At 64.9% G+C, this 20,342-nt stretch carries 17 protein-coding genes and 1 pseudogene; 8 read left to right on the top strand and 10 right to left on the bottom strand.

Translation table 11 applies throughout. From position 1 onward, the window contains the following. Positions 1–7: 7 nt before the first annotated feature. Both HD842_RS24540 and HD842_RS15720 read left to right on the top strand, forming a co-directional pair. Positions 8–133 (top strand): annotated as a pseudogene (locus HD842_RS24540) (TetR family transcriptional regulator); the annotation flags it as partial. Further along, the gene (locus HD842_RS15720) at positions 134–625 is read left to right on the top strand and encodes a TetR family transcriptional regulator C-terminal domain-containing protein (RefSeq protein WP_441899706.1); all 492 of its coding nucleotides are present in this window, start codon (positions 134–136) and stop codon (positions 623–625) included. Positions 626–816: 191 nt separating this feature from the next. On the opposite strand, the gene tal is transcribed toward HD842_RS15720, so the two are convergent. From tal to zwf, 5 genes are all read right to left on the bottom strand, one after another. After that, on the bottom strand, positions 817–1,746 hold the full coding sequence (gene tal, locus HD842_RS15715) for a transaldolase (protein WP_183555665.1): 930 nt from the start codon (positions 1,744–1,746) through the stop codon (positions 817–819). 19 nt (positions 1,747–1,765) lie between these two features. After that, entirely contained in the window at positions 1,766–2,263 is a 498-nt protein-coding gene (locus HD842_RS15710; RefSeq protein WP_183555664.1) for a GAF domain-containing protein, read from the bottom strand. 76 nt (positions 2,264–2,339) lie between these two features. Next, a complete protein-coding gene (locus HD842_RS15705; RefSeq protein WP_183555663.1) occupies positions 2,340–4,055 on the bottom strand; it encodes a S41 family peptidase in 1,716 nt (571 codons plus the stop codon). 84 nt (positions 4,056–4,139) lie between these two features. Beyond that, entirely contained in the window at positions 4,140–4,994 is an 855-nt protein-coding gene (locus HD842_RS15700) for an SIS domain-containing protein (protein ID WP_183555662.1), read from the bottom strand. Positions 4,995–5,003: 9 nt separating this feature from the next. Next, the gene (zwf, locus tag HD842_RS15695; protein WP_183555661.1) at positions 5,004–6,473 is read right to left on the bottom strand and encodes a glucose-6-phosphate dehydrogenase; all 1,470 of its coding nucleotides are present in this window, start codon (positions 6,471–6,473) and stop codon (positions 5,004–5,006) included. Between the two features lie 260 nt (positions 6,474–6,733). Between zwf and HD842_RS15690 the strand changes: the two genes are divergently transcribed. Together HD842_RS15690 and HD842_RS15685 are read left to right on the top strand one after the other, a co-directional pair. Then, the gene (locus HD842_RS15690; protein WP_183555660.1) at positions 6,734–8,164 is read left to right on the top strand and encodes a methyl-accepting chemotaxis protein; all 1,431 of its coding nucleotides are present in this window, start codon (positions 6,734–6,736) and stop codon (positions 8,162–8,164) included. Between the two features lie 154 nt (positions 8,165–8,318). Continuing rightward, a complete protein-coding gene (locus tag HD842_RS15685) occupies positions 8,319–10,727 on the top strand; it encodes a TonB-dependent receptor plug domain-containing protein (RefSeq protein WP_183555659.1) in 2,409 nt (802 codons plus the stop codon). Between the two features lie 36 nt (positions 10,728–10,763). On the opposite strand, the gene HD842_RS15680 is transcribed toward HD842_RS15685, so the two are convergent. Together HD842_RS15680 and pgi are read right to left on the bottom strand one after the other, a co-directional pair. Next, on the bottom strand, positions 10,764–11,660 hold the full coding sequence (locus HD842_RS15680) for an SMP-30/gluconolactonase/LRE family protein (protein WP_229424785.1): 897 nt from the start codon (positions 11,658–11,660) through the stop codon (positions 10,764–10,766). Positions 11,661–11,804: 144 nt separating this feature from the next. Then, the gene (gene pgi, locus HD842_RS15675; RefSeq protein WP_183555658.1) at positions 11,805–13,448 is read right to left on the bottom strand and encodes a glucose-6-phosphate isomerase; all 1,644 of its coding nucleotides are present in this window, start codon (positions 13,446–13,448) and stop codon (positions 11,805–11,807) included. Between the two features lie 230 nt (positions 13,449–13,678). Between pgi and edd the strand changes: the two genes are divergently transcribed. From edd to HD842_RS15655, 4 genes are all read left to right on the top strand, one after another. Further along, positions 13,679–15,598: a phosphogluconate dehydratase gene (edd, locus tag HD842_RS15670; protein ID WP_183555657.1), complete on the top strand. Its 1,920-nt coding sequence runs from the start codon at positions 13,679–13,681 to the stop codon at positions 15,596–15,598. After that, positions 15,595–16,218: a bifunctional 4-hydroxy-2-oxoglutarate aldolase/2-dehydro-3-deoxy-phosphogluconate aldolase gene (eda, locus tag HD842_RS15665; protein WP_183555656.1), complete on the top strand. Its 624-nt coding sequence runs from the start codon at positions 15,595–15,597 to the stop codon at positions 16,216–16,218. The genes edd and eda overlap by 4 nt, the downstream gene beginning before the upstream one ends. A gap of 62 nt (positions 16,219–16,280) precedes the next feature. Further along, entirely contained in the window at positions 16,281–16,775 is a 495-nt protein-coding gene (locus tag HD842_RS15660; protein ID WP_183555655.1) for a Rhs element Vgr protein, read from the top strand. After that, the gene (locus HD842_RS15655) at positions 16,775–17,449 is read left to right on the top strand and encodes a penicillin-insensitive murein endopeptidase (RefSeq protein WP_229424784.1); all 675 of its coding nucleotides are present in this window, start codon (positions 16,775–16,777) and stop codon (positions 17,447–17,449) included. Before HD842_RS15660 ends, HD842_RS15655 begins: the two co-directional genes overlap by 1 nt. Positions 17,450–17,532: 83 nt before the next feature. Here the strand turns inward: HD842_RS15655 and HD842_RS15650 are convergent, their stop codons facing one another. Genes HD842_RS15650 through HD842_RS15640 form a run of 3 tightly spaced genes read right to left on the bottom strand, consistent with a single transcriptional unit; the run spans position 17,533 to position 20,312 of the window. Continuing rightward, positions 17,533–18,621 (bottom strand): porin, encoded by a 1,089-nt coding sequence (locus tag HD842_RS15650; protein ID WP_183555653.1) that lies wholly within the window; start codon positions 18,619–18,621, stop codon positions 17,533–17,535. 52 nt (positions 18,622–18,673) lie between these two features. Continuing rightward, a complete protein-coding gene (locus HD842_RS15645) occupies positions 18,674–18,973 on the bottom strand; it encodes an AtuA-related protein (RefSeq protein WP_183555652.1) in 300 nt (99 codons plus the stop codon). Position 18,974: 1 nt separating this feature from the next. Beyond that, entirely contained in the window at positions 18,975–20,312 is a 1,338-nt protein-coding gene (locus HD842_RS15640; protein WP_183555651.1) for an acyclic terpene utilization AtuA family protein, read from the bottom strand. Between the last annotated feature and the right edge of the window lie 30 nt (positions 20,313–20,342).

The raw sequence follows: 20,342 nt of genomic DNA, 5'->3' as shown, positions 1-20,342 counted from the left end.
CCCGAATATGGTCCGCAGGACGAAAGAAGAAGCCGCCGCAACACGCGATAGCATCCTTGACGCAGCAGAAATTTTGTTCGCAAAACATGGCGTTTCAAGAACAACTTTACAGCATATTGCTACCGCAGCGGGCGTGACGCGCGGCGCAATTTATTGGCATTTTGTCGACAAGGGCGCCGTGTTCAGCGCCATGATGGAACGCGCCACGATGCCGATGGATGCTGCCGTGAAGCTGGCAGGCGAACGCGCGGACACCGATCCGCTGCAAAGCCTGCGCAACGAAATGCTGGCGGTGCTGCAGATCGTGGAGGGCGATGAAAAGGCGCGCCGCGTGTTCGAGATCGCCACGCTCAAGACTGAATTTACCGACGAGGTCGATTCAGCGCGCGCGCACAAGCGCGAATCGGTAGCGCGCTGGCGCGGCCGGCTGCAGGATCAGTTCACGCAAGCCGTGGCCGACGGCACGCTGCCGGCCACGGTCGATCCGCGCAAGGCGTCGATGTCGGTCTGGGTGATGCTCGACGGCCTGATCCGCAACTGGATCTTCGAGCCAGGCGCATTCGAGCTGGTGGACCTGGGCGCGGAGCTGATCGATACCTACATGGCAGGCTTGCGCGCACGCTGAGCGCGCTGTAAATAGATAGTCCGACGTAGGGTGGGCGGGTTACCCGCCCACGCGTTCAAACCAACTACGCATCGTGGCATTCCAGGTTACGTTGAACGCGTGGACGGCATAGCCGTCCACCCTACAATGCTGCCGTATAGCAACAAAAAACCCGGCCGCGGCCGGGTTTGTCGTTTATGCAACTGGTGTGCTTAGCGCATGCCTTCGATCATTACTTTCAGCTTGATCGAATCGGCCACGAACGCGCGGATGCCTTCGGCCAGCTTTTCGGTCGCCATCGCATCTTCATTGAGCATGAAGCGGAACGTTTTTTCGTCGATCGCGATCTTCTCGATATCGGCGCTGTCGTCCTTGACCAGCTTGCGCTCGAATGGCGCGTCACTGTCGGCCAGCTTTTGCAGCAGGTCGGGCGAGATCGTGAGCAGGTCGCAACCGGCCAGCTCGAGGATCTGCGACGTGTTGCGGAAGCTCGCGCCCATGACTTCGGTAGCGTAGCCGAACTTGCGGTAATACTGGTAGATGCCCTTGACCGACTGCACGCCCGGATCGTCGGCGCCCTGGTAATCGGTGCCGGTCGACTTCTTGTACCAGTCGTAGATGCGGCCGACGAATGGCGAAATCAGCTTGACGCCCGCTTCGGCGCACGCCACGGCCTGGCACAGCGAGAACAGCAGCGTCAGGTTGCAGTGGATGCCGTCTTTTTCCAGGATCTCGGCGGCGCGGATGCCTTCCCAGGTCGAGGCGATCTTGATCAGCACGCGCTCGCGCGACACGCCGGCGGCTTCGTACAGCGCGATCAGTTCGCGGCCCTTGGCCACCGTGGCCTCGGTATCGAACGACAGCGCCGCATCGATCTCGGTCGACACGCGGCCCGGCACGAACTTGAGGATTTCCACGCCAAAGGCGATCAACAGGCTGTCGATGATGCCGTCGATCGACGCGTCGGGCGCATTGGCGATGGCTTTTTCGAGCAGCGGACGGTATTCGGGCTTTTGCACGGCCTTCAGGATCAGCGACGGGTTGGTGGTCGCGTCCTGCGGCGTGTACGCCTTGATCGACTGGAAGTCGCCGGTATCGGCAACGACGGTGGTGAATTGCTTGAGCTGTTCGAGTTGGTTCATGGTGGTCTCTTGAATATGCTTAGAAATCGGTGCCCGCGACAAACGCGGCCAGCATGGCTTCCAGGCCGGCGCGGTCTTCGTCACTGAAGCGCTCGAGCTTCGGGCTGTCGATATCGAACACGCCGATCAGCCGGTCGTCCTTGAGCACCGGGATCACGATCTCGGAGGCCGACGCCGAATCGCAGGCGATATGGCCCGGGAACGCATGCACGTCGGCGACCACGATGGTTTCGCGCTTGACAGCGGTGGCGCCGCACACGCCGCGCCCGAACGGGATGCGCGCGCAGGCGGGCTTGCCCTGGAACGGGCCGACCAGCAGATCGTTGCCTTCGCCTTTTTTGGACGGCACGGTGAAGTAGAAGCCAGCCCAGTTCAGGTCGGCGATGGTGTCGTAGACCAGGGCCGAGAACTGCGACGCATTGGCCGTCAGGTCGCGTTCACCTTCGAGGATGCTCGTGACCTGGCGTACCAGCAGGTCGTAATCGGGGCAGTCGCTGCGTTCTGGATTGATGTGCATGGCGTTGCCATTTGGCGGTCAATAAAGGAACTATTTTAGCCCAACGGCTTCGCTTGCGGTTGCGTGCATCCCGGGTTCAGCGCCTGAACGTGGCCAGCGCCCGTTGAAGCACCGGATCAGTGCCGGCGCGGACCGATTTCACGGTCGGGAAGGCTTCGATGTCCGGCGCCAGGCCGCGGCCCACTAGCTTCCCCCCGTCAGGCAGCAGATCGCGCTTGTAGCAAATGCGTCCCCACCCGCCGCCCGGCAACTTGATCCCGATCGGCTGCCCGGTGCTGCCGGCGGTCGTGGCGCCGATCGTCGTGCCGCGTTCGAGCGCGTTAAAGGCAAGGACGAAGTCCTCGGCAGCCGAAAAGGTTTGCTCACTCGTCAGCACGACGACGGGGCCGGCGAAGACCTTGCCGAACTGGTTGCGCGCGGGTGCTATCGCCGGCATGGGTTCCCACGTCAGTGTGCGTGAAGATTCCGTGCTGGCGATGCTGGGGCCGCGCACGAAACTGAGCGCGCGTGGAATCGGCTGGTTGGTCAGGCGCTGCAGGATCGATTCGCCATGGGCGGTGGAGCCGCCGCCATTGCCACGCACGTCCAGGATCAGCCCTTTGGCGCGCATGATCTGCGGCGCGTGCATCGCAAACGCGATCACGCCATCGTCGCTTTCGAAGTGGTCGAGCGAGAGATAAGCGATGTCGCCAGCGAGCATGCGAAACGCGAACGGTTCACGCTTGCCGGGTGCGTCTGCGCTGCCGCGCGCGATGGTTTCTTCGCGCTGGCGTCCGGTGCCGTCACGCAGGGTCAAACGCACCGGCACCCCAGCGTCGCCCGTCAGCAGCTGGTAGGAATACATGCGCAGCGCGCGGTCCTGCGGGGTCGAACTGCTGACGTACGGCGCGACCTTTTGCTCGGCATACTGTTTGACCGGCATGCCGTCGATGGCGACGATTTCATCGCCGACGCGCAAGCCCGCAGCCAGTGCGGGATCGTGTACCGCGGTGACCAGGACCGCATCCTCCACCAGCGCCGTCATGATCGGCGGACGCGCGTACAGCCGGTCCTTCAACTGATCGGGCGGGAAGATATTGGTGTGGCCGTCGCGCAGCAGCGGCGCGAACTGCATCAGCACCTGGTAATACGCGGCGGTGGTGTTGGCCGCGATCACCCTGGGTAAAAATTCCAGGTAAGCCTGGTTCCAGTCGAGAGTGGGCGCATTGTCGAAGTGGGCGAAGTACTGCCTGGCATCGGCCCAGAATTGGGTGAGGCCGGCGATGCGTTCTTCGACCGTGAGCCGTTCGCGGTAGGTCGAGTCGGCGCCGAAGTCCTTCAGCATCCGCAGAGGCGTCGACCATGTCGCCCGGATGGCCTGGAAGCGCGGTTCTTCCCGCAAGGCCGCAAACGCCTCATCGGCCAGCATCGGCTCGGTGGCGTCGCCAAACCAGCCATAGCGCCCCATGGTTTCCAGCGCATCGAGCGCTTTGTCGGTCTGGCCCAGCCGGGCGTAGACCACGGCCAGGTCGCGCTGGACATCGAGGCCGCGGAAATACAGGTAGCGCGAGCCGGTGCCCAGATCGCGCGTCAGCGGCGTGTCGAGCCAGTCGACCAATCCTTCGAGCCGTTGGGCCGCCTGCTCGAGGGCGACCCGGTCCGATTTGTCCTTGAGCTGCGTGCTTACTTCGTTGCGCACCGTCTGGGCATAGTCGTAGCCGGCTTGCGCCGGCGACGGTGCGGCGCGGTCGTCAGCGCCGGCAGGCAGCGCGAGGCAGGCGCATAGCAGGGCGGCGAGGGACAAACGTGGCATGCGATTCCTTGTGACGGCGGGCGAGCCGGCCAGTCTACAAGGGTGAAAGGGGTGAAAGGCTCACCCATTATCACGAGAGGGCGCTTAGCCAATAAACGAATCGAACTGCATGTCGAACTCCTGCAGCGCCTTCTGCGCGTTCTGCATCTTCTTGCGAAACTCCGGCCCGCGCCGCAGCGCCAGGCCCACTGCCAGCACGTCGATCACGACCAGGTAGGCCAGGCGCGCCGAGATCGGCGTGTACGGGTCGGTTGCAAATACCAGGTCGATCGGGATCAGGAGCGTGGCCATCTCGGCCAGCGGCGTGCCCGATGGCGCCAGCACGATGACCTGTGCGCCGCCCGCCTTGGCCAGCTTGGCCGACCGGGTCAGCGCGGGGTTGTTGCCGCGCTGCGAAATGGCGACCACCGCATCGCCTTCGCGCAGCAGGGCCGCGGCGATCGAGTGGATGGCCGGGTCGGTATAGGCCACCGTCGGCACGCCCGAGCGAAAGAACTTGTGCTGCGCGTCGGCCGCCACGAAGCCGGACGTGCCCTGGCCGTAGAACTCGATCTTGTTGGCGCGCGCGAGGATCTCGAGGGCCTGCTGGACCAGCTCCGGCTTGAGGTTGTTGCGCAGGTCGAGCAGCGTGTTGATCGAGCGGCTGCAGATCTTGTTGATCAGGTCCGACGCCAGGTCGTCCTGATGCGGCGCCTCATTCGCGCCGGGCAGGGCCAGCGCCAGGCCTTGCGCCAGCTTCAGCTTGAACTCGTGCCAGCCGTCATAACCGAGCGTGCGGCAAAAGCGCACGACGGTCGGTTCCGACACGCCCGCGTTGCGCGCGAGCGCCGTGATGTTCTGGCTCACGGTACCCGATGGCGCGGCCAGCACCGCGAGCGCCACCTTGCGCTCCGATTTGGAGAGCGTGTCGAGCTGGGTGCGGATCGAGTCGAGCAGCATGGGTGGGCCTCAGTCTTCGGGCAGCGATTCTTCGCGCCACTGCAAACCGTCGCGCCCGATCAGGGCACTGGCCGCAGCCGGCCCCCAGGTGCCGGACGTGTACGGGGCGGGCGAGCTGTCGTCCTGTTCCCAGTGTTCCAGGATCGGCTCGACCCATTCCCACGCCGCTTCCAGCTCGTCGCCGCGCATGAACAGCGTCAGCTGGCCGCGCAGCACGTCGAGCAGCAGGCGCTCGTACGCTTCCATGCGCGGCGACGTGAACTGCTCGCGGAAATCGAGTTCGAGTTCGGCCTGTTTCAGGCGCATCGAGTCGCCCGGCGTCTTGGCCATCAGGTTCATCGACAGGCCTTCGTCAGGCTGCAGGCGGATCACCAGGCTGTTGGGCTGGAAGCTCGACGTCGGCTGGTTGAAGATCGAATGCGGGATCGGCTTGAAGCGCACGACGATTTCGGCCAGGCGGTCGGACATGCGCTTGCCGGTGCGCAGATAGAACGGCACGCCGGCCCAGCGCCAGGTGTCGATTTCAGCCTTCATCGCCACGAAGGTCTCGGTGCGCGAACTCTTTGGCGCATCCGGTTCGTCGCGGTAGCCGGGTACCGGCTGGCCGTCGATGTAGCCCGAGCGGTACTGGCCGCGCACGATATTGTGGGTCAGCGTGGTTGGTGTGAAGCGTTTCAGTGAGCGCAGCACCTGCAGCTTGGCGTCGCGCACGGCGTCCGGCGCGATCGAGGCCGGCGGCTCCATCGCCACGATGCACAGCAGTTGCAGCAGGTGGTTCTGCAGCATGTCGCGCAGCGCGCCCGAGTTGTCGTAGTAGCCCATGCGGTTGCCCACGCCGATCTTCTCGGCGATGGTGATCTGCACGTCCGAAATCCATTCGCGGCGCCACAGCGGCTCGAACAGGATGTTCCCGAAGCGCAGGGCCAGCAGGTTCTGCACGGTCTCCTTGCCCAGGTAGTGGTCGATGCGGTAGATCTGCGATTCGGCGAAGACCTTGCCGACATCCAGGTTGATCTGCTTGGCCGAGGCCAGGTCGCGGCCCAGTGGTTTTTCGAGCACCACGCGCGAATTGGGCGTGGCAAGACCGGTGGCGGCCAGGTTGTCGCAGATCTTGGCGAAGATCTGTGGCGGCGTAGCGAGGTAGTACACGCGCGTGAGCGACTCGTCGGCGCGCAGGGCCGCGACCAGGTCGCCGAAGGTGCTCGCATCGGTGGCGTTCAGCGCCACATAGGTGATGCGGCCGATGAATTTGTCCCAGTTGGCGCCAGATGGCGCTTCCTTGATGTGCGGCTTCGAGTTGGTCTCGACCATGTGCAGAAATTCTTCCTGCGTGGCGTCGTCGCGCCCTACGCAGATGATGCGGGCGCTGGCCGGCAGGTCGCCCGCCACGTCGCGCGCGAACATGGCCGGCAACAGCTTGCGCATCGCAAGGTCGCCACTGCCGCCAAAGAATACGAGGTCGAAATCGGGAATCGCCATGATGAGCTGGGTACGTGAAGAGAATGAAAACAGGGATAGATTGTATGTAAATTTACTACATAAACTGGCGCGTTACAAGAAAATCTACTACGAAAGGCCATTGCTGCAGTGTATGTTGGCATAGTTGAGGACGCACCGGCGCGCCCCAAGTGGTGGGAATGCGACGACCGGACATTGGCACATGACAGGGCAGGGGATCAGGACTATAGTTTCCACACGTAAATACCGCAGCCGTTCGAGCTGAGGACGAGGGAGACATGATGGGCTGGATGCAAAGTTGGGGACGGATGCTGTCGCTGTTCAGTAGCGGGGCCGTTGGCGGCAGCATGCGCGCGCTGGTGGTCAAGGCCCGCGATGGCAGCATCCGCACGGCGATCAATGCCGCGCGCCTGCGCAAGGAAGTCGACCAGGCGCAGGCCCAGGCCGCGCGCCAGCACCAGGCGGCCGGCGCGCTGGCTGCCGCAGCGCGCGAAGTCACCGAGCTGTCGGCCGACGTCAATGCGGGTACGCTGCGCATCGCCGACACCGCCCAGCGCAATTTGCACACGGCGCGCGAGTCGATGGATGAACTGACACGCCTCGAAGCGCGCATGCGCACGATCGAGGCGCAGGTGCACGGGTTTTCCGACACCGTCTCGCAGCTGGTCGGGCACCTGCACGAGATCGGCGAATTCGGCACCGTCATCGAAAACGTCGCCAACCAGACCAACCTGCTGGCGATCAATGCCGCGATCGAGGCGGCACGCGCCGGCCCGGCCGGGCGCGGGTTTGCCGTGGTGGCGTCCGAAGTGCGGCGCCTGTCCCAGGTCGTCAACACGGAAGCCGTGAAGATCGCGACCGCCAGCAGTGCGATGCGCGGGCTGGTGGCATCGACCTCCAGCGCGACGGCCAGTATCCTCGACGGCGTGAACGTCTCGGCGCGCGAAGCCGGCAGCGCGGCGAGCCACCTGACGACGTTCGTGGCCGATTTTGAGCGCATGACCGCAACCGTCGACCAGATGGCGCTGGCGATGCAGTCGCTCGATGGTGTCAACCAGCAGATCGGAGCGCGCGTCGGCGAGGTGGCGAGCAATGCATCCGGGGCGGCGGCAACGATGCAGGACGCGTCGCGCCGGGTCGACGAGGTGCGGCTGGCCACCGAGGAACTGCAAGGCGTGCTGGCGGGTTTTCGCACCGGCGGCACGCCGTTCGACGCGCTGGTCGATGCGACCACCGTGCTGCGCGAAGAGGTGCTGGCTTGCCTGAAGCGGCATGCCGGGAGTGGCGCCAACGTGTTCGACCAGAATTACCAGCCGATCGCGCAGTCCGATCCGCCGCGCTTTACCACGTCGTACGACCGCATCGTCGAGCGCGACCTGCAAATCCTGTTCGACCGCGTGCTGACCGATTTGCCGGGCGCCGCCTACGCGCTCGCCGTGGACAACCGCGGCTTCGCGCCGACCCACAACACCAAGTTTTCGCGCCCGCCCAACGGGCAGCGCGAGCACGACCTGGTGTATTGCCGCAACAAGCGGATCTTCGACGATCCGGTGGGCATCCGGCTGGCGAAGAACCGCGAGCCGTTCCTGCTGCAGACCTATCTGCGCGATACCGGTGAGGTGATCAACGATCTGTCGATGCCGATCGTACTCGACGGGAAGCACTGGGGCGCGGTGCGCATCGGCTACGATTCGGCCCGGATGATGGGCTGAGCGGGGCGCCTGCTGTCATCTGCTCCTATCTGCAGATTCCCGATATAAGCATAGGCAAAATCGGTATTGGCAACGTAATTGGAGGCCTGTTAAGCTTCGCGTCCCTTCGGCGGTCGAGGTACCGCCGTCACCGACCAGAAGAAGAGAAGCCCCCATGAGCTGCAAGCACCATCACGCCAATCCGCATCGCGCGGTCCTGATCCTGAGCCTGATCGCGACCCTGGCCCCGACCGCCGCGCTGGCCCAGGAGACGCCGTCACCGGCGCCGGCCGCCCAGGACGTGCAGACGATCGTCGTCACCGGCACCCGTTCACTGAACCGCCGCACGCTCGATTCGGAGTCGCCCGTCGACGTCATCGGTAACAAGGAACTGCTCAGCACCGGCTCGGGCGAGCTGGCCACCGTGCTCTCACGCCTGCTGCCATCGATGAATTTCCCGCGGCCGAGCGGCGCTGATGCCAGCGACGCGGTGCGTCCGGCGCAACTGCGCGGCCTGTCGCCCGACCAGACGCTGGTGCTGGTCAACGGCAAGCGCCGCCACACGTCGGCCGTCGTCAACGTCAACGGCACGCTGGGCCGCGGCTCGGCGCCGGTCGACCTGAATGCGATTCCGCTGGCAGCGATCGAGCGCATCGAAGTGCTGCGCGACGGCGCCGCAGCCCAATACGGCTCGGACGCCATTGCCGGCGTGGTCAATATCATCCTGAAGCGCGGCGCCAAGGGTGGCGAAGCAGAAGTGGTGTATGGCCAGTACGACGCGGGCGACGGCGAGCAGGGCACCGTGCGCGGCTCGGCGGGCTTCAACCTGGGCCAGGATGGCTGGGTGCGCATCGCCGTCGAAGCGGCCGAGCGTAACGCCACCAACCGCTCGTTCGCCGACCCGCGCCCGTCCGCCGGTCCACGCCAGGGCCTGATCACCCAGCGCTACGGTGACCCGGACAGCCGGCCACGTACGCTGTTCGTCAACAGCGAAGTGCGCATCAACGACGACATCGACTGGTACGCCTTTGCGAGCTACGGCGAGCGTGACACCTCGTCTGCGGCGACTTTCCGCACCGCGTTCACCGACAACAACCGCACCACGCTGCGCTCGCCCCTGTATCCGGAAGGCTTCCAGCCGCTGCTGGGCAGCACCTCGGTCGATGCCTCGATCGTCACGGGCCTGCGCGGCGTGGCCGCCGGCTGGCGCTGGGATGCGAGCCTGAACCATGGCCGCAACCGCTTCACGCTCGACGTCAATGACACGGTCAACTACAGCCTGGGCGCCGCCAGCCCGACCAGCTTCTATGCGGGCGAACTGACCTCGACCCAAAGTCTGGCCAACCTGGACGTGGCGCGCGAGATTCCCGTGTCGTTCATGAGCGGTCCGCTGACGGTGGCCCTGGGCCTGGAAGCGCGCCATGAATCCTACGAAATCGGCGCAGGTGAAGCCGGTTCGTACTTCGGTTCCGGCGCGCAGGGCTATTCGGGCTTCCGCCCTGAGAATGCAGGCGAAAACAGCCGCAACAACAAATCGGTGTACCTGAACCTGGAAGGCGACATCACGAGCGCACTGTCGGGGGCCCTGGCGCTGCGCCATGAACGCTACAGCGATTTCGGCAGCACCAACTCGGCCAAGGCATCGGCGCGCTATGCGTTCACGCCAACCTTCGCGCTGCGCGGCACGGCGTCGAACGGTTTCCGCGCGCCGTCGCTGGCGCAGTCGTTCTACACGATCACCACCACCAACACGCTGCTCGTGAACGGCGCCAGCGCGCTGGTGGAGACGGGCACGTTCCCGGTCGGCAGCGCCGCCGCCCGTGCACTGGGCGCGCAGCCGCTCAAGGCCGAAAAGGCGCGCAACCTGAGTATCGGTGCGCAGTGGCAGCCCACCCGCAACTGGACCACGACCGTCGATTTGTACCGCATCGATATCGACGATCGCATCGTGTTCTCGTCGAACCTGCAACTGGCCAATGCGCCGGCGCTGTCACGAGCACTGGCGGCCCAGGGCGTGTTCGTCGGCGCGGCGCGCTACTTCACCAACGCGGTCGACACGCGCACCAAGGGTGTGGATGTGGTCAGCACGTACCGCCTGAACTTCGCACAGGGTGCGCGCGCCGACCTGACGCTGGCCTACAACCATAACGACAACGAAGTGCAGGGTGTGGCGGCGTCGCCGGCCGTGCTGTCGGGGCAGGGACTGTCGCTGGTGGACCGCCAGAGCATCAACCGCCTGACGGTCGGCTCGCCGAAGGACAAGCTCGGTCTGACGGGTGACTTCACGCAGGGTGCGTGGAATGGCCGCGCCGTGGTGACGCGTTACGGCGAATTCACGGTGCCGCAGAACGATCCGGCGCTGGACCAGAACTACGACCCGCAGTGGGTGCTCGATCTGGCAGCGAGCGTGCGCCTGAACCAGTGGCGCCTGACGGCCGGCATCGACAACGTGACCAACCGCTATCCTGCGCAGGTCACGTCGCGGGCCAACCTGAATGTGAACGGCACCCAGCCGTACAGCGTGTGGGCGCCGAACGGCTTCAATGGCCGCTACTTCTATGTGAAGGCCGGCTACACCTGGTAAGCAGGTGCGGGCCCGGGTTCAGATTGCGCCCGGGCTTCAGATCGAATATTCGGGCTCTTCGCGGCCCGCCACATCGAGCCGCACCGACAGCACCTTGCCGGTGTGCGGATACTGCGCAATCTCTTCGTTTGAGCGGCCCTGGCTGGCGCTGGTGATGTACAGCGTGCGCAGGTCCGGTCCGCCGAAGCAGACCGATGTCGGGCAGCGCACCGGCAGTTTGATCTCGCGCAGGATCTCGCCGCTTGGCGAGATGCGCAGCACGCGGCCGCCTTCGAACATCGCGACCCAGTACATGCCTTCAGAGTCGATCGTTGCGCCATCGGGCCGGCCGCCGTAGTCCGGGGCCGTTTTATCGGTCGGGAAGGTGAGGATTGTACGGCGGTTGCTGTGCTCACCGGTGGCCACATCGAAGTCGTAGCAGTCGATGCGGTGCGTGGTGGTATCGGCATGGAACATCGTGCGGCCATCCAGGCTCCAGGCCAGGCCGTTCGAGTTGGTCATGCCGCCGCGCCAGGCGCAGCGCAGGTTGTCGCGCGCGAGCACGTACATCTCGGCGGCCGGCTGGTCGCGCGGCTCGTACATGGTGCCGATCCAGAACCGGCCTGCCGGGTCGACGCGGCCATCGTTGAAGCGCACCTTCGACGTATCGTAGGGCGCATCGGCGATCGGGGTTTCCGCACCGTCCGTCGTGTTCAGGCGCAGCAGGCGCTCGCGCGTGGCCACGACCAGAAAATTATTGTCGTCGATGGCCAGCGCCGACGGGTTCGACCCCATCTTCCATGAGCTGAATTTGCCGCTGGCCGCGTGCAGGCGGTTGACGGTCAGGCCTTCGATATCGACCCAGTACAGGGCCGATTCGACTTCGTGCCAGATCGCCGATTCGCCCACCAGCATCGGCGCATCGTGTACTACTTCGAATTTTTCGGTTGCCATAGTCTTCTTTCGCGTCGCAGGTGCTTCAGCCGGCGTAGGGTGGACGGCTATGCCGTCCACGCGTTCAAATCAAGCTGATTTTGTGGTGTACCAAAGATCGTTGAACGCGTGGACGGGGAACCCGTCCACCCTACAGGATTACGATCAGACGGCGGCTTTCGCGCGCGCGATCAAGCCGTTGGTGGAACTGTCGTGCAGGTTGGGCGCCGGCTCACCTGCCAGCTCGGCCTCAATCTTCTTGGCCAATACCTTGCCCAGCTCGACGCCCCACTGATCAAAACTGTTCACGTCCCACAGCACGCCCTGGACGAACGTCTTGTGCTCGTACAGTGCGATCAGGGCGCCCAGCGTGGTGGGCGTCAGGCGCTCCATCAGGATCGTGTTGCTCGGGCGGTTGCCAGGGAAGGTCTTGTGCGGCGTGAGGCGCTCGACTTCGTCTGCCGGCAAGCCTTGCGCCGTCAGGTCGATGCGCACTTCGTCGGCGGTCTTGCCCTTCATGAAGGCTTCCGACTGCGCGAAGCAGTTCGCCAGCAGGGCAGTGTGGTGGTGGTCCATCTCGTGCGCCGGACGCAGGGCGGCGATGAAATCCATCGGCGTCACGTCGGTGCCCTGGTGCAGCAGCTGGAAGTAGGCGTGCTGACCGTTGGTGCCGCACTCGCCCCAGATTGCCGGGCAGGTTGGCGTGTCGACGGGCTGGCCGTCGCGCGTGACGCGCTTGCCGTTGCTTTCCATGTCGAGCTGCTGCAGGTAGGCCGGGAAGCGGTTCAGGTCCTGGTGGTACGGCGCGATCGAGACCGAGCTGCACTCGAGGAACTGACGGTTCCAGAAGCCGATCAGGCCCAGGAGCGCCGGCAGGTTCTGCTCGAGCGGCGCGCTGCGGAAGTGTTCATCCATGTCGTGGGCGCCGGCCAGGAAGTCCTTGAAGTAGCCGAAGCCCACGGCCAGCGCGACCGGCAGGCCGATCGCCGACCACACCGAATAGCGCCCGCCCACCCAGTCCCAGAACGGGAACATATTGGCCGGGTCGATGCCGAAGGCCTTGATTGCCTCGGTGTTGGTCGATGCGGCGACGAAGTGCTTCGCCAGAGCCTCTTCAGGCGCGTGCGCCAGGAACCAGCGGCGCGCGGTCTGCGCGTTCATCATCGTCTCGGTGGTGGTGAAGGTCTTGGAGGCGACAATGAAGAGCGTCGTTTCGGGATCGACCTGACCGAGGGCGGCGTCCATGTCGTGGCCGTCGACGTTCGAGACGAAGTGCATGCGCAGGCGTGGATGCGCATAGTGGCGCAGGGCCAGTACGACCATCTTCGGGCCCAGGTCCGAGCCGCCGATGCCGATGTTGACGATGTCCGTGATCGGCTTGCCGGTGTGACCGAGCCATTCGCCGCTGCGCACCGCATCGGTAAAGGTCTTGATGCGATCGAGCACGGCGTGGATGTCGGCATTGATGTCCACGCCATCGACCACGTGCGACGCGCCGCGCGGGGCGCGCAGGGCGGTGTGCAGCACGGCGCGGCCTTCGGTGTTGTTGATGCGCGCGCCCAGGAACATCGCGTCGCGCCGCGCTTCGACACCGCGCTCGCGCGCCAGCTGCATCAGCAGTTCAAGCGTGCGCCCGTCGAGGCGATTTTTTGAATAGTCTAGGAACAGGCCTGCAGCCTCGTCACTGAATCGCTCGAAGCGCTGCGGGTCGGCGGCAAACAGATCACGCATCTGCCACGTGGTGGCGATGTCGGCGTGCTGGGCGAGGGCCTGGAAGCTGGCGGTACTGGTCAAGGATGGCTGGCGCATGGGGTCCGGGGTGCGTGGCACAATGTTGTCGTTAACAGATTATCGAATAATACAATTATCTGCGCGTAAATTCACTACATAAAAGCGCGTGTGCGCCGCAAGGATACCAACGACCGGCGCTTTTCGGCACGCGCCTTGACGCTCATCCATACAGCATCGGGAGTCGCGGAAGAGCGCAGCGACCCAAATTGTAGTAAAATTTCAGATACTAAATTCAGGAAGGAACGAACATGGCGCTCCACCCCGTAGTCGAACAGGTTACCAACCGCATCATCAAGCGCAGCGGCCCGTCGCGCGCAGCCTATCTGGCGCACCTCGAGGCCGCCCGCATCCAGGGCGTGCAGCGCGGCGCGCTGTCGTGCACGAACCTCGCCCACGGGTTCGCCGCGTTCCCGGCCAACGACAAACTGAAGCTGCGTGAAGTCAAGCAGCCATCGGTGGCCATCGTTTCTTCCTACAACGACATGCTGTCGGCGCACCAGCCGTTCGAGGGCTATCCAAAGATCATCAAGGACGCCGTGCGCGAGATCGGCGCCGTGGCCCAGTTTGCCGGCGGCGTGCCCGCCATGTGCGATGGCGTCACGCAGGGCCAGCCGGGCATGGAACTGTCGCTGTTCTCGCGCGACACCATCGCCATGGCCACCGCCGTCGGCCTGTCGCACAATATGTTCGACGCCAGCCTGTACCTGGGCATCTGCGACAAGATCGTACCGGGCCTCCTGATCGGTGCGCTCCACTTCGGCCACATTCCGGGCATCTTCGTGCCGGGCGGCCCGATGACGTCGGGCCTGTCGAACAAAGAAAAAGCGCGCGTGCGCCAGCTCTACGCGCAGGGCAAGGCCACGCGCGAAGAACTGATGGAATGCGAAGCCGCGTCGTACCACGACGCCGGCACCTGTACCTTCTACGGCACCGCCAACAGCAACCAGATGCTGATGGAAGTCATGGGCCTGCACCTGCCGGGCGCAGCGTTCATCACGCCGGGCACCGAACTGCGCGATGCGCTGACCAAAAGTGCAGCGCGCCAGGCAGTGGCGATCTCGCAGCAGGGCGGCACCTATATGCCGATCGGCCGCATCGTCGACGAGAAATGCATCGTCAACGCCATCGCCGCGCTGCACGCGACGGGTGGCTCGACCAACCACACGCTGCACCTCGTGGCGATCGCGCGCGCAGCCGGCATCGTGATCGACTGGGACGACTTCGACCAGCTGTCGAAGGTCGTGCCGCTGCTCACCCGCATCTACCCGAACGGCGAAGCGGACGTGAACCACTTCCAGGCCGCCGGCGGCCCGGGCTTCATCATCCGCGAACTGCTGGATGCTGGCCTGGCGCACGAAGACGTCAACACGGTGCTGGGCCACGGCCTGCGCGCCCACTGCAAGGAGCCGTTCCTGGGCGAAGATGGCAAGACCATCTGGCGCGACACGCCACTGCAGAGCGGCGACGAAACCGTGCTGCGCCCGGCATCGAACCCGTTCAGCCCCAACGGCGGCATGGTGCTGGTGCAGGGTAACCTGGGCCGCGCCGTGATGAAGATCTCGGCCGTCAAGCACGACTACCACGTGATCGAAGCACCAGCAATCACGTTCGATTCGCAGGAAGACTTCATGGGCGCCTACAAGGCCGGCCAGCTCAATCGCGATTTCGTGGCGGTGGTGCGCTTCCAGGGCCCGCGCGCCAACGGCATGCCGGAACTGCACGCCCTGACGCCAGCCCTGTCGAACCTGCAGGATGCCGGCTTCAAGGTGGCGATGGTCACCGACGGCCGCATGTCGGGCGCATCGGGCAAGGTGCCGGCCGCGATCCACGTGTCGCCTGAAATCCTGGCCGGCGGCCCGCTGGGCCTCGTGCGCGACGGCGACATCATCCGCGTCGACGCCACCACCGGCACGCTGCAGGCGCTGGTGCCGGCCGAAGAATGGGCCGCGCGCAAGCAGGCCACGACCGACCTGACCAAAAGTCACATCGGCATGGGCCGCGAACTGTTTACGATGTTCCGCGCCTCGATCAGCGCCGCGGAGCAGGGCGCGGCGACGTTCCCGCTGCCGTCGCCGATCCCCACCATCGTGCCGCTGCACGAAGGCCTGGACGCCAATGAGGTCGTGCCGGGTTCAGACGAAGACTTTCTCTTTAGGACGCAGAAATGACCTTACTTGAAATTATGCGCTCGGCGAGCGTGATCCCTGTCATCGCCATCGACGATCCAGCGCATGCCGTGCCACTGGCGAAGGCGCTGGTCGCCGGCGGCATCCGCGTGCTCGAAGTCACGCTGCGCACTGAGCACGGCCTGGGCGCGATCCGCGCCATGAGCGAAGTCGAAGGCGCCATCGTCGGCGTCGGCACCCTGACGTCGCCCGAAGAATTCGTCGCTTCGCGCGACGCCGGCGCCGTGTTCGGCGTCTCGCCGGGCCTGACGCCAGCGCTGATCGCCGCCGCCAAGTCGAGCGGCCTGCCGCTGCTGCCGGGCGTGATGACGCCATCCGAAGTGATGGCCGCGCGCGAAGCGGGCTTCCGCCAGGTCAAGCTGTTCCCGGCCATGCAGGCAGGCGGCGTGGGCATGCTCAATGCAATCCGCGGCCCGCTGTCGGACATGACGTTCTGCCCGACCGGCGGCATCACGATCGAGACCGCACCGGCCTTCCTGGCCTGCAAGAACGTCGCCTGCGTCGGTGGTTCGTGGCTCACGCCAAAGGACGCGATCGAGGCCGGCGACTGGGCCCACATCACCGCGCTGGCAAAGGCCGCCGCAGCGCTGCGCGCCAGCTGACCGGCGGCGGGCGACACATCGTGCGCTCGTACTTTCGCCCCTTGAGCGAAGGTGAAATCAGATTGGCATCGCTGCTGTTCGGCGACGCCATCGATGTCACCCGCGTGCGGATCCATAACCGCCGCTACATGCCGTTCCAGCCACGGAACTGCTGCATGACGCCCAACGGCAGCATGTATTTTCACCACTCCTGTTTTCTCCCCGACTATGCACGCGGCGATCCGCCCGCGATCCACTGGTTCATGCACGAGATGGTGCACGTCTGGCAGCATCAGCTCGGGTATCCGGTGCGCCTGCGCGGCGCGTTCCGGATCGGGCTATCCTATGGCTACACGCTGACCGAAGATTCGACGCTGGAGGACTTCAATATGGAAGCGCAGGGCGATTTGCTGGCGGATTACTTCGTGCTCAAGCACTTGCGCCGGCCCGAGGCGATGCGGCAGCAGCGCTACCGCGACAGCCTGGCGTTGTACGAGAAGGTATTGGCGCTGTTTTTGGCCGATCCTGCCAGCCGCGCAAGTTTGCCGCGTGGGCCGGCGCGCTGGCTGGCCGCATGATGCGCCCGTTTTCCGTAGGCGCGATGCTGGCCGCCACAGTCCTGTGCGCACCCGCGCTGGCCAGCACCTGCTTTGGTAATAGCGGGGCGGGGCGCATCGAGGGCGCGGTGGCCCTGCCGCTTGCGGGCGCCAACTTCGGGGCCTACTCGGAACTCGGTCTCAAGCTTGGCCGCACCTACGTTCATGCACAGGTCCGTGACGTCGTGCTGGGCGCATATTCCACGTTGTCTCGCAGCACGCCGGACGTGCAGTACGTCTATGGCGAGACCGGCCTGCGCACCGGCGGGCCGATGCCGCCCCATCGCACGCACGAGAACGGGACATCGGTGGACTTCATGGTGCCGGTACGCGGCCAGGATGGCCGGCCAGCGCAGTTGCCGCGGAAGGCGCAAAACCACTACGGGTACGATCTGGAATTCGATAGTGCAGGCCAGCTTGGCGACTTGCGCATCGACTTCGCCGCCATTGCCGCGCATCTGGCGCAGCTGGATCTGGAAGCACGGCGCCATGGATTCGGTATTGCGCGTGTCATTCTGGCGCCAGAGTACATTCCGAAGGTACTTGCCACACCTGCAGGCCAGAACATCAAATCGCTGCCGTTCATGAAGACCAGGCCCTGGGTTCGGCACGACGAGCATTACCATGTCGATTTCGCGGTCAAGTGCGCCAGGTAGAGGACCTCACGTCAGCAGCACGATCGCAACAGCCCGGGCCTGTTTGAGCGCGTAATCGCGTGACCTTTCGGTGACCGGCACGCTCAAAACGTATGCCGCAACCCGATATTGAAAGCCCGGTCGCCCGAACCCGCCTCGGCATTGTTACCCACCGTATAACCAGCCCCATTCCGGTTGTCGATCATGCCGTACGACGTATAGGCACTGGTCCGCTTGGACAGCATGTGGACATACCCGACCGCATACTGCGCGGCGTCCTGGTTCAGCGCGGTCTTGTCGTTCTTGCGAATATACGACGTCATGAGCGTGCCGGCCGGACCCACGGGGATGGTGGCGCCGATCAGCGTGTCGTCGCCTTTCAGGCTGGGGGTAAATACCTCGCCATACGGCAAAGGCGTGGCGTTGTTCAGCGGTGCGCTGTTCAGGCCTTCGTCGGTGCTGTAGGCAAAGAACACCTTGATTACCTTGAAATCGACATTCGCGACGAACAGCGTGTTGCGGCCGTTGTCCAGGCCCCTGACGCTGGCGCTGTCGTTGTTGCGGTGGTTGTGCGCCAGCCGGGCGTTGATTGGGCCTTTGGCATAGCTGATGCCGACGTTGTACTGGCGCCCGGCTTTGCTGCTGCCGCTGATTTCGCCTGGTGCATACAGCACTTCCGCAGTGAAGCCGTTCTTCACGGGCGTCGTATAGATGATCGCATTGTTCGCGCGCAGATTGGCGCCTGCCACCGGGAACAGGTTTTTCGCGCTACCCGACAAGCCGCTGCCGAAGGGATCGCCCACCTGGCCGAGAGCGTTGTAGGTCAGCGTGTACTGGCGGCCGATGGTGAGGCTGCCGACTTCCTTGCTTTTCAGGCCCACGAAGGATTGGCGGTTGAAAGCCTGGCTCGATGAGGCCAGCGCACCGGTGTCGATCGATATGCCTGCCTCGAGCACAAACAGTGCCGACACGCCTGCACCAAGATCTTCCGAGCCGCGAAAGCCCAGGCGGGACGCGGATGCCACGCCGCTGCTGACCTTGGTAACGTTGCCTGCAGCGCCGCCGCGCTCGTTGACGATGCCGGCGTCGGCAACGCCATACACCGTCAGATTCGTTTGCGCCAGCGACGCGTTGCTGGCGCCGATACCGGCGACAGCGAGCATGGCGATCGAAATCGCCGTCAGTTTTGTCATGCTTGTCTCCTGCTATTGTTGTAGGTGGGTCGAGCGCCGGTCTTCTTGCCGGTTACAGTTCCATATCGAGCAGCATCGAGCTGAGCGATTTGCCATGGGCGTCCAGGGCCAGCGAGCGCGTCACGCCGCCGCCCAGCGCCTGCTGCATGACGAAGTTCATGGCACCCAGTTGCGGCAGCAGGTAGCGGGTTACCTCGCCATGGACGATGCCGGCGAAATGCAGGCGTACCCGTTCGGCAGTGACGTGCTGTTCGAGCAGCGCGTAATCGGCCGCGTGAAACGCGATCAGGGACAGGTTGGAAATGTCGCCCTTGTCGCCGGCGCGCGAATGCGCGATGTCGCGTAGTTTCATGTCAGGTTTCCTCGAAATGGATCACTGGGCTGACCTGCGCGGCAGGCAGCAGCGTGGAGCGGATCGCGATCACTTCGCGCGCCGATCGGGTGGCGCCGCCACCGCCCGCCGGCCCGCAGGTGTACAGGGTTTCAACTTCGTTGCCGATGCGGATCGCTTGCTGCAGGCTGTCGGTGCGGCCGATGACGCGCAGCCGCACCTCGCGCGGTTCGGCCTCAACCGGCCCGTCACGGTCGCCATGCAGCGCATTCACGCCGATCAGGTCATAGCGTACTTCGGTCAGCTCGACGCCCGTCAGTGCGAACCGTTCGGCGACGATTGCCTGCGCCAGGCGCGCGCGCGCCAGTGCGCCGGGTCCGGCGTACGAGATCTGGCCTTCGCCGATGTAGCTGTCGATGTAGCCGATCGATACTTTCAGCATGCCGCTGCATGCATGGCCGCTGGCGCCGTGCAGGCTGATGCGGTCCGGTGCGCGCTCGGTCATCGTCACCGCCGAGAAATCGGCCACGACGTCCGGCGTCTGGTACGCAGCCGGGTCGTGGATTTCGTACAGCAGCTGTTCGGTGCAGGTGGCGCGGGTCACGTAGCCGCCCGAACCGGCCACCTTGGTGATCTCGACGCTGCCGTCCTCGCCGATCACGGCGAGCGGGAAACCCAGTCGCGCCAGGCTTGGTACGTCCTTGACGCCGGGGTCGGCGAAGTAGCCGCCGCACACCTGGCCGGCGCATTCGAGCAGGTGCCCGGCCAGCGTGCCCTGGCCCAGGCGCTGCCAGTCGTCCATCGCCCAGCCGAAGGCGTGGATGGCTGGCGCGAGCACCAGCGCCGGGTCGGCAATACGGCCGGTGATGACGATGTCGGCGCCTTGCGCCAGTGCGTCGACCAGCGGCTGCGCGCCCAGGTAAGCGTTGGCCGACAGCAGCCGGCTGCCCAATGCTGCCACCGGTTCGCCGGTGTCGTCGAGGTAGTCGCCCTGGCGCAGCTGTTCGAGGACGTCGTCGCCCGTGATGGCAGCAATCTTCAGGTGGCCAAGGCCGAGCGATACGGCGATCTGCCTGGTTTTGGCGGCCGCCGCGAGCGGGTTGGCCGCGCCCATGTTCGTGATGATCCTGATGCCCCTGTCGGCGCAGGGCTTCAGCACGGCCAGCATGCGCGCTTCGAGCAGCGGGTCGTAACCGAGCGCCGGATCCTTCATCCGGGCTTGCTGGGCCAGGGCGATGGTGCGTTCGGCCAGGCATTCGAACACGAGGTAATCGAGGTGGCCATGCTCGGCCAGTTCGAGCGCCGGTTCGATGCGGTCGCCCGAATAGCCGGCGCCGCAGCCGATGCGTAGGGTTTTCATGGTGCAGTCTTTCGAAAGGGTCAATGGGTG

The organism is Massilia aurea (assembly GCF_014200505.1).
GTDB classification, from domain to species: Bacteria; Pseudomonadota; Gammaproteobacteria; order Burkholderiales; family Burkholderiaceae_D; genus Telluria; species Telluria aurea_B.
The sequence above is the reverse complement of the archived record's forward strand: the minus strand, read 5'-3'. Positions and strand labels throughout refer to the sequence as shown.